Origin of the sequence: Methylophaga sp. UBA2689 (genome assembly GCA_002354555.1) — a bacterium.
In the GTDB taxonomy this organism is placed as follows: Bacteria; Pseudomonadota; Gammaproteobacteria; order Nitrosococcales; family Methylophagaceae; genus Methylophaga.
Window position 1 is genome coordinate 1 of sequence record DELT01000003.1, and the last position, 10,190, is coordinate 10,190.

General features: G+C 43.0%; 9 protein-coding genes, 1 tRNA gene and 1 pseudogene. All 11 read right to left on the bottom strand.

What is annotated here, in order from left to right:
• Positions 1–329: pseudogene (locus B3M51_RS00140) on the bottom strand (phosphate acyltransferase); the annotation flags it as partial.
• 13 nt (positions 330–342) lie between these two features.
• Positions 343–522 (bottom strand): 50S ribosomal protein L32, encoded by a 180-nt coding sequence (rpmF, locus tag B3M51_RS00145; RefSeq protein ID WP_014707203.1) that lies wholly within the window; start codon positions 520–522, stop codon positions 343–345.
• 34 nt (positions 523–556) lie between these two features.
• Positions 557–1,114, bottom strand: a complete 558-nt coding sequence (locus B3M51_RS00150; protein WP_292481944.1) for a YceD family protein — start codon at positions 1,112–1,114, stop codon at positions 557–559.
• Between the two features lie 68 nt (positions 1,115–1,182).
• The gene (gene purF / locus B3M51_RS00155; protein WP_292481946.1) at positions 1,183–2,691 is read right to left on the bottom strand and encodes an amidophosphoribosyltransferase; all 1,509 of its coding nucleotides are present in this window, start codon (positions 2,689–2,691) and stop codon (positions 1,183–1,185) included.
• A gap of 20 nt (positions 2,692–2,711) precedes the next feature.
• Positions 2,712–3,203 carry a CvpA family protein gene (locus tag B3M51_RS00160; protein ID WP_014707206.1) on the bottom strand — a complete coding sequence of 164 codons (492 nt, stop codon included), beginning with the start codon at positions 3,201–3,203 and terminating at the stop codon, positions 2,712–2,714.
• Positions 3,204–3,313: 110 nt separating this feature from the next.
• Positions 3,314–4,009, bottom strand: coding sequence for an SPOR domain-containing protein (locus tag B3M51_RS00165; protein ID WP_292756021.1), 696 nt, complete (start codon positions 4,007–4,009; stop codon positions 3,314–3,316).
• Positions 4,010–4,036: 27 nt separating this feature from the next.
• Complete coding sequence (gene lon / locus B3M51_RS00170) at positions 4,037–6,472, bottom strand: endopeptidase La (protein WP_292756023.1); 2,436 nt, start codon at positions 6,470–6,472, stop codon at positions 4,037–4,039.
• Positions 6,473–6,618: 146 nt separating this feature from the next.
• Positions 6,619–7,890: an ATP-dependent Clp protease ATP-binding subunit ClpX gene (clpX, locus tag B3M51_RS00175; protein WP_292756025.1), complete on the bottom strand. Its 1,272-nt coding sequence runs from the start codon at positions 7,888–7,890 to the stop codon at positions 6,619–6,621.
• 29 nt (positions 7,891–7,919) lie between these two features.
• Complete coding sequence (gene clpP, locus B3M51_RS00180) at positions 7,920–8,555, bottom strand: ATP-dependent Clp endopeptidase proteolytic subunit ClpP (RefSeq protein WP_292756027.1); 636 nt, start codon at positions 8,553–8,555, stop codon at positions 7,920–7,922.
• An 89-nt stretch (positions 8,556–8,644) separates the two neighbouring features.
• The gene (gene tig / locus B3M51_RS00185; RefSeq protein ID WP_292756029.1) at positions 8,645–9,943 is read right to left on the bottom strand and encodes a trigger factor; all 1,299 of its coding nucleotides are present in this window, start codon (positions 9,941–9,943) and stop codon (positions 8,645–8,647) included.
• A gap of 63 nt (positions 9,944–10,006) precedes the next feature.
• Positions 10,007–10,091 (bottom strand) — tRNA-Leu (locus B3M51_RS00190).
• Positions 10,092–10,190 lie beyond the last annotated feature (99 nt).

The window sequence follows — 10,190 nt, forward strand, 5'->3', positions numbered from 1 at the left end:
AAGGCACCGGTATTACCGGCACTGACACAAGCAGCTGCTTGCCCCTCTTTCACCAGGTTAATAGCTACCCGCATGGAAGAATCTTTTTTGCCGCGAAGTGCCGAAGAAGGAGGTTCATCCATACCAACCGTTTGGGAGGCATGGTGAATTTTCATCCGGTGTTTATCATTAAACTGATGTTTAGCTAATTCTGCTGAAATTATGGCTTCATCGCCAACTAAAATCAGCTCTATATCAGAATGCCTTTGCAGTGTTGATATAGCAGCGGGGATCACGACTTGAGGTCCGTGATCCCCGCCCATAGCGTCAATCGAAATTGTTAAAGTCAATTTCTGTTAAGCCTTATTCACTCTTATCAGCAATGACTTTACGGCCACGATAGTAACCGTCAGCAGTAACATGATGACGACGGTGTAATTCACCTGAAGTCGAATCAACTGCTAATGTTGACTCAGTTAATGCATCATGTGAACGACGCATACCGCGACGTGAAGGACTCTTTTTACTCTTTTGAACAGCCATGGCTTAAACTCCTAAACCCAAAACGACAAATAAATTATTTCTTCGATTTCAACGAAGATAAAACGGCAAACGGTGAGACTGGTTTTTCAGGCTCAATTTCTTCATCTCCTGCTTGCCATAATTCTTCCGGCAAACATGGATAATCATGTTTTGGCACAATCGGTAAGGCGAGTATTAACTCATCTTCCACTATCTGTGCCGGATCAACTTGTTTTGCATCATTCAAGATCCATGGCTCGTATTGCTCGGCAAGACCTTCAATTTTCCCTTCGTGCCGAACCAGTGCCAATATCGTTGTAATGTTCATTGAATGAGCCATCGGCTCCATACAACGTTCACATAACAGATTGACCGTGACAGTAAACTGTCCACGCATATAGGGCGTGCCGGTAGTATCAATATCAAACTGCATATCGACCGAAACTGTCCCTGAATTGTCGTGCAACATTTCACTCAACCGCGACATTTTACTGACCGGGATTTCTCCCGCTATCTGTAAACCGCTGTGAGCAAAACGAAACGGATCAATTTCTTTTGGCAATTGCTGATGCATAATCGACGGGATTATATAAGAATTGGTATCAAACAGCAAAAAGCTGTTTATTCCTGCTGATTTCAGCAGGAATCAAAGGTTTGAAATTAGTACGATGACTGTGCAATTTAAACGTCATTATGTAGCTCAATAGTAACGTTACCTTCTTCTTCAGTCTGTTTGGACATGTCATTACGCAGCGCATCAATGTAGTACAAATAGGTTTCATCAATATCCCCGGTAATGTAATCGCCATCGAAACAAGACGTATCAAAGCGTTTAACATCACTTTTCTTGTTAATGGCTTCAACCAGATCGTTTAAATCCTGATAGATCAACCAGTCCACTCCCAGTTCTTCAGCAATCTGATCTACATTACGATTATGCGCAACGAATTCAGAGGGTGAAGGCATATCGATACCATATACATTGGGGAAACGAACTGGTGGTGCAGCGGAAGCCAGATAGACCTTTTTAGCGCCGGCATCACGGGCCATTTGCACAATTTGCTGGGAAGTTGTGCCACGGACAATTGAATCGTCTACCAGCAACACATTTTTATCACGGAATTCCAAATCAATGGCATTCAATTTTTGTCGAACAGATTTTTTGCGCTGTTGCTGGCCAGGCATGATGAAGGTACGACCGATATAACGGTTTTTAATAAAGCCTTCGCGATATACCACGTCTAAATCATAGGCAAGTTGCAAAGCAGCGCTACGGCTGGTATCTGGGATAGGAATGACCACATCGATATCGTGATCTGGAAATTCACGTTTAATTTTTTCTGCTAATTTGGTGCCCATACGCATACGGCTTTTATGGACTGAAATGCCATCCATCATCGAATCAGGACGAGCAAAATAAACATATTCAAAAATACATGGAGATTTAATCGGATTTTCAGCACATTGTTGACTATGAAAATGACCTTGCATATCAATAAAAATACACTCGCCAGGCTGAACATCACGCATCAACTCAAAATCAAGTGTATCAATCGCAACACTTTCTGAAGCTACAACATATTCTGTGCCGAGTTCTGTTTCGCGCTTGCCAATAACCGCAGGTCGGATGCCATAGGGATCACGGAACGCCAACATGCCGACGCCGGCAATCATTGCGACCACAGCATAAGCACCTTTACAACGCTTATGCACTTCGGAAACAGCTTTGAAAATATCTTCAGGTTGCGGTTTCAGTTTGCCGGAAGTTTGTATTTCGTGAGCAAGCACATTTAAAAGAACTTCTGAATCAGAACCGGTATTGAGATGCCGGCGATCACTTTTAAACAGTAGATCTGACAACAGCTTGGTGTTCGTCAGATTACCGTTATGCGCCAGGGCAATACCGAATGGCGAGTTGACATAAAATGGTTGAGACTCTGCAGAGTTTGAACAACCTGCAGTAGGATATCGAATATGTCCAATACCCATATTGCCTTTAAGACGAATCATATGACGGGTATGAAATACATCTTTTACCAGACCATTATCCTTGCGTAGGTAAAACCGTCCGTCTTGGTCGCAGGTCATAATCCCCGCGGCATCCTGACCACGATGTTGTTGAACGGTCAGTCCGTCATAAAGTGCCTGGTTGACCTCTGAATGACCTACGATTCCGATAATTCCACACATATATTAAGACCCTGTCAGGATTAGTTGAAGTTAACGTGTTCGGCAACATCAGCTGGCAACAGCTGTTTGACCCAAACCGCCAGATCTTCAAAGTGTTGTAACAATAAAGAGTTTTGCCACCAACTGTCAGATGGCATGGGTGTTACTCCGGCAGCCAACACTAATATAGTGACGATTGCGACACCTCTAAGAATACCAAAAATCACACCCAGAGCACGGTCAGTGCCGCTGAGACCAGTTTTTTCAACCAATTGTGATATCAAATGATTAACCAGTGCCCCGAGTATTAATGTGACAACAAATAAGACAAAGAATGCAATAAATAGACGTAGCGTAGCTGTATCGATATAGGGCGTTAACAAACTGGCGAAGTTTGCAAAAAACATGAATGCAACCCAAATCGCTACTATCCAGCTAATTAACGAAAGTACTTCTTTTATAAAACCGCGAACGATACTGATGCCCGACGAAATCAAAATAATGCCGATTATTAAATAATCTACCCAGTTCATTATGACTCCGCGTCGAGCAGCGTGTTAAAAGGAGAATTTTATCAGAATTGCACAAACGAACCCAATATATTTACTTAAAATGAATAGTTAATTGAGTTCTTTGTGATGCATTACTGATAGGGGAAAACCTGGGTATTAATGTTTAATTGATTTCGTATTGACTCAGCGGTTTTTTCCAGAGCAGATCGATCTGCACTCGGTTGCAATCTCACTCGATAAATAACGGTTCCACCTGAACGTGTTTGCTCAATCATTGGTTGATAACCCAGCTCTTCTAACTGCGTTTTCCGACTGATTGCATTCGCTTCCAATGAAAAACTACCTAACTGAAGAATCCAGCGCGAATTTGTTTCTGCCGGAGCAGAAGTCAATTCTGGTTTAGGCTCGGGTTTACTTACTTTAGGAGCTGGAGTCTCTGCTGCCGGTTCAGGTTCGGGAGCTTTTGGCGTGGGAACAGGTTTGGGAGCCTCTGGTACTGGAGCAGGTGCTATAGTTTCAGGCTCAGGAGTAACAGGTTCTGTCACAAAAGCGTCAGGTAACTGCGGAGCAGTATTGCCTGTAATTTCAGGATCAATTTCAACAAAAGCTTCCGGGGCAGAAGAAGCTGTTTCCAGCTCTGAGTCATCATCCGCCTCTTCCTGTAAAGGCTCAATCACTGATGAAAACTGAATAGGTTCTTCCTCGACTTCCTGTCTGCCGGACTCTGTCTGACTAACTTTGGATAAAACGATATAAGCGAGCACGGCGATGAAAAAGACAAGCAATAGCGTCCCGATTAAACGCTGTTGTTGTTTTTGGGTCATCATAAATCTCCGCTGCTCGCTTTTATCAGATTAGTGCCGGTTTTGTGTATTGACTTCATGAAAACTGGCCTGTTCTGGCGGCAGAACAGTTGCTGTATCAGGAGTCGGCAACACTTTTGTTGGCATATGTTGCAAGGCTTTTTCCAGAACTTCATTAATCCAGCGTACCGGAATAATTTCCAAACCGGATTTTACATTATCTGGAATTTCCCGTAAGTCTTTCACGTTATCTTTCGGAATCAAAACCGTATCAATACCACCGCGATGTGCGGCAAGTAATTTTTCTTTCAATCCACCTATTGCCAAGACCTCACCACGCAATGTGATTTCACCGGTCATCGCCACATTGGATTTAACCGGGATACCAGTAATTGCAGATACCAGCGCTGTACACATACCAACCCCCGCGCTTGGACCATCTTTAGGGGTCGCGCCTTCAGGAACATGGATATGTAAATCATGACTCTGAAGATAATCTTCGGCGATACCCCACTCTACCGCTCTTGAGCGAACCACAGTGGTAGCGGCCTGAATAGATTCCTGCATCACATCACCCAGCTTACCGGTATAACTGGCTTTACCTTTACCCGGCATCACAGCAGATTCGATAGTCAGTAATTCACCACCTACTTCGGTCCAAGCCAGACCAGTTACCTGACCAATGCGATCATCTTCTTCAGCGACACCATATTGATAATGGTAAACACCTAAGTAGTCTTCCAGATTATCAGCTGTAACAATAACCTTCTCTTCAGGGGATTCACTAAGAATTTGTTTAACCAGTTTTCGACAGATTTTCGATATCTCACGCTGAAGATTACGCACACCAGCTTCGCGTGTATAACGTCGAATGATTTCCATCACGGCTTCAGAAGTAATTTCAACCTCATTCGCTTTTAAACCATTGTCTTTTATTGCTTTTGGTAACAGATACTGTAATGCAATATTCAGTTTTTCATCTTCGGTATATCCCGCCAGACGAATTATTTCCATCCGGTCGCGTAACGCATCCGGAATATTCAGTGTATTTGCCGTACAAACAAACATCACGTCAGACAAATCATATTCGACTTCAAGGTAATGATCGGCAAAGGTCGAATTTTGCTCAGGGTCAAGCACTTCCAATAATGCGGAAGCCGGATCACCACGGAAATCCTGTGCCATTTTGTCAATTTCGTCTAACAGGAATAGTGGATTACGCACGCCGGTTTTAGAAATATTCTGAATCACTTTACCTGGCATTGAACCGATATAAGTCCGACGATGACCACGAATTTCCGCTTCGTCACGTACACCACCCAATGCCATGCGGCTGAATTTACGGTTTGTTGCACGTGCAATAGACTGAGCAATTGATGTTTTACCGACACCCGGTGGTCCGACTAGACACAAAATTGGACCTTTCAGTTTTTTTACCCGTTTCTGGACAGCGAGATATTCAGTAATACGTTCTTTTACTTTTTCCAGACCATAATGATCTTCATCCAGCACTTGCTGAGCATGGTCCAGATCCAGGGTGACACGTGAACGTTTTTTCCACGGCACTTCCAGCAGATATTCAATATAGTTACGAACCACTGTGGCTTCAGCAGACATTGGCGACATCATTTTTAATTTTTTCAGCTCAGATTCGGCTTTGTCGCGTGCTTCAGGGCTCATGCCCGCTGTGGCAATTTTCTCGGCTAATTCTTCAACTTCATTACCCGTGTCATCCAACTCGCCAAGCTCTTTCTGTACGGCTTTAAGCTGTTCGTTCAGATAATATTCGCGCTGACTTTTTTCCATCTGCTTTTTAACGCGATTACGAATGCGTTTTTCAATCTGCTGAATATCGATTTCCGATTCCAGAAAAGCCATTAATTTTTCAATGCGATCTTTTACATCCGCCATTTCCAGTAACAGCTGCTTATCTTCGAGCTTTAAAGTCATATGCGCAGCAACGGTATCCGCCATGCGCGCAAGGTCTTCAATGCTCGATAAAGAAGCAATAACTTCTGGTGGTATTTTTTTGTTGAGTTTTACGTACTGCTCAAACTGACTTAGCAACGTGCGCATTAATACATCGGCTTCACGCTGATCAGGATGTTCATCGATAAAACTGGCAACTTCTGCTTCACAAAATGCATTGCTATTATCATACAAGGCAACTTTAGCGCGTTGCGTTCCCTCAACCAACACCTTCACGGTACCATCAGGTAATTTTAATAATTGCAGAATATTGGCAAGCGTGCCGGTTTCATAAAGATTCTCGGGTGCAGGTGAATCTTCACCGGAATCTTTTTGAGCGACCAGCAGGATTTGTTTGTTTTCATCGGTAGCATGTTCAAGTGCTTTGATGGATTTTTCACGTCCAACAAACAAAGGAATAACCATGTGAGGATAAACAACAACATCACGCAGAGGCAGCACAGGCACTTTTTGCAGTGCATTGTCATCAGTTAATGTAGTTTCAAATTCTTTTTCCATCAATGCGGACCTCTTAAGGGAGTCAACTGACACAATAATTGTGTGTTCGTGAAAACAATATGGGGACAGGCATTAAGAAATCAAGCGTCCGGAAAAACCGGACGCCTCGATATCAGCCAAAAATTTAAAGATCCATCAGGTGGAAATTATTTATCACCTGAAGCGAGATCAGCAGGATGATCTTCATAAATCAAAATAGGCGTGTTTTCACCGTTGATAACACTCTCATCAACAACCACTTTGGTCACATTGTCCAAAGATGGCAGGTCAAACATGGTATCCAACAGTACATTTTCAATAATGGAACGCAGACCGCGTGCTCCTGTTTTACGCTCCATTGCTTTGCGGGCGATAGCTCTTAGCGCGTCCGCTCTGAATTCCAGCTCACAGTTTTCCAATTCAAACAGTTTTTCATATTGTTTGGTCAGCGCATTTTTCGGTTCAGTTAAAATCTGCACTAAAGCTGCCTCATCAAGCTCTTCAAGCGTAGCAACTACTGGCAAACGACCAACAAATTCAGGAATCAAACCGTACTGGATTAAATCTTCAGGTTCTACTCCGCGTAATGCCTCACTTGTAGGTGAGTTGGCATCGACACTCTTAACATCGGCAGAAAAGCCAATTCCACCTTTGTGAGTACGATTACGGATAACTTTATCCAATCCGGCAAATGCACCACCACAAATAAACAGAATCTTGCTGGTATCAACCTGCAAAAACTCCTGTTGAGGATGTTTCCTGCCACCTTGAGGTGGTACAGAAGCAATAGTACCTTCAATCAACTTCAATAAAGCCTGCTGGACACCCTCACCTGAAACATCACGTGTAATGGAAGGGTTATCTGACTTTTTGGAAATCTTGTCGATTTCGTCGATGTAGACGATACCGGTTTCGGCCTTTTCGACATCGTATTCACATTTCTGCAGCAGCTTTTGAATGATGTTCTCAACGTCTTCACCCACATAACCGGCTTCGGTCAGTGTAGTGGCATCAGCCATTGTGAAAGGAACATTAAGCTGTCTTGCCAGAGTTTCAGCCAGTAGCGTTTTACCACTACCAGTGGGTCCAATTAGCAGGATGTTACTTTTGGATAGCTCCACATCATCATTTTTGGTGCCGTGACGGAGACGTTTGTAATGATTGTAAACTGCTACCGATAACACCCGTTTAGCTTTTGCCTGACCAATAACGTAATTGTTTAGCGCTGAATCGATCTCATGAGGTGATGGCAATCTGGAATCAGCTGCCTCATCGGTTTTTTCTTGTAGTTCTTCACGAATAATATCATTGCAAAGTTCAACGCACTCATCACAGACAAATACTGAAGGTCCAGCGATCAGTTTTTTAACTTCATGCTGACTTTTACCGCAGAATGAACAGTAAAGTAATTTGTCGTCATTTTTTTTGTCATCGCTCATCGCACTACTTTCCTAACGTTTGTGATTGCTCAAGACTTTTCTTCAGGTCGGCTTTTCATAACAGAATCAATTAAACCATATTCTGCTGCCTGTTCACCATTCATGAAATTATCACGGTCGGTATCACGTTCAATCTTCTTAATATCCTGACCAGTGTGATGGGCCATAATTCCATTCAGCCGATCACGAATACTTAAAATTTCTTTTGCATGGATATCGATATCCGATGCCTGCCCCTGAAATCCGCCTAACGGCTGGTGCACCATAATCCGTGAATTTGGCAAGGCAAATCGTTTGTCTTTAGCACCGGCAGTAAGCAATAATGCGCCCATGCTGGCAGCCTGACCAATACACAAAGTGCTGACTTGAGGTTTAATAAACTGCATTGTGTCATAGATTGCCAGACCTGCGGTCACTGCACCACCCGGTGAATTGATATAAAGATGAATATCTTTGTCCGGATTTTCAGATTCAAGAAATAACATCTGGGCGACAATCAAGTTCGCCATATGGTCTTCAACCTGTCCTACTAAAAATATAATGCGTTCTTTCAGCAGGCGGGAATAAATATCGTAAGAACGTTCTCCACGTGAAGTTTGCTCAACGACGATTGGAACCAATGCATTTTGAACTGGATTGAGTTGCTCAGAAAATTTAGTGCTCATAGCGGTCCTGTTTTAATGCCAAATAAAAAATAACCCGTGCCCAAAAGTTTGAGCACGGGCTGTCTTTGTAAAAAAACTTGCTAGTGCCTTTAGGCTACAGCATTCATCACTTCAGAAAATGAAGATGCTTTTTCTTCAACTTTAACATTATCGTAGATCCATTCAACAACAGTGTCTTCGACAACCATCATTTGTATTTCAGATAATTTATCCTGATTTGTCATGTAATAATTCATCACGTCTTCAGGATCTTCATAACTGGCGGCAATAGCTTCAATGGCTTCACGAACCCGTTTTTCTTCGGGTTGAATGTTGTTATCAGAGATAATCTTACCGATAAGCAGGCTCAGTTTGACACGTTTTTCAGCGTTTTCCTTGAAGTTGCTTAATTCAAAGGGTAGACCTTCAACGTTAACCCCCTGATTACGCAGATTATTCTTAGCCTGCTCCATCAAATAATTGGCTTCGCGCTCAACAGGTGCTTCAGGTAAAGCAATCTCATTATTGGCTGCAACACTATCCATTGCTTTGCGCTTGTTCACATTTTTAAGTGCCGCTGCAAGTTCACGTTCCATATTTGAACGGACTTCTTTTTTCAAAGCGGCTAAGCCACCTTCAACGCCACACATTTCAGCAAACTCTTTATCAAGTTTTGGCAATTTCTTTTTGGCCACCTGTTTAACAGTGACAGCGAAATCGGCTTTTTTACCACGCAGATGCTCAGCGCGATAGTCTTCCGGAAAGGTCATTGAAACAGTCAGTTCCTGGTTTGGTTTGACACCGACCAGTTGCTGTTCAAATTCAGGCAGCATACTACCGTTACCAATAACAACAAGAACATCCTGGCCTTTACCGCCCTGGAATTCCTCGCCATCAATACTGCCAACGAAATCAATGGTGACCCCATCTTCTTCTTTAGCAGCACGTTTCAGAGGTTCCCATGTCATGCGCTGCTCACGCAAAGTTTCAAGCATTTTATCGACATCTTCGTCGTTAACTTCTGCAACAGTTTTTTCCAGCTTGATATCGTCAACTTTTACCGCATCGATTTCTGGAAAGATTTCATAATTCAACGTATAAATTAACGTTGAATCTTCTTCTTTCATGCTATCGATATGAGGAGGACTTGCAGGGTTAACATTTTCTTGAGTGAACGCTTCGCGCATGCTGTCTTGAACAATCTGATCAATTACATCACGGCGTGCTGAGGGACCATGCGTTTTAACCAGCATCTTCATCGGAACTTTACCGGGACGGAAACCAGCCATTCGAACAGTCGGGCGGATAGAAACCAAGCGTTTTTCAACGGCCTGTTCAATATTTGCATCTTCCACGGTGATGGTCATTTTACGACCGAGTTCGCTGACATTTTCTACAGTTACTTGCATTCTTTAAACCTCAAACACGGGGATTAAGCGCATTGCTGGCGTCTTAACGCCGACAATTGTAAATGGTACGAGAGGAGAGACTCGAACTCTCACAGGTTACCCTACTGGAACCTAAATCCAGCGCGTCTACCAATTCCGCCACTCTCGCAAATCGTTATTAATATGCATTCATATCAAATCAAGTCGGCCATTATAGCCAGATAAACTAACCAAAACTAGCCTTGTATTGTCAAAAAGGTGAATGCCA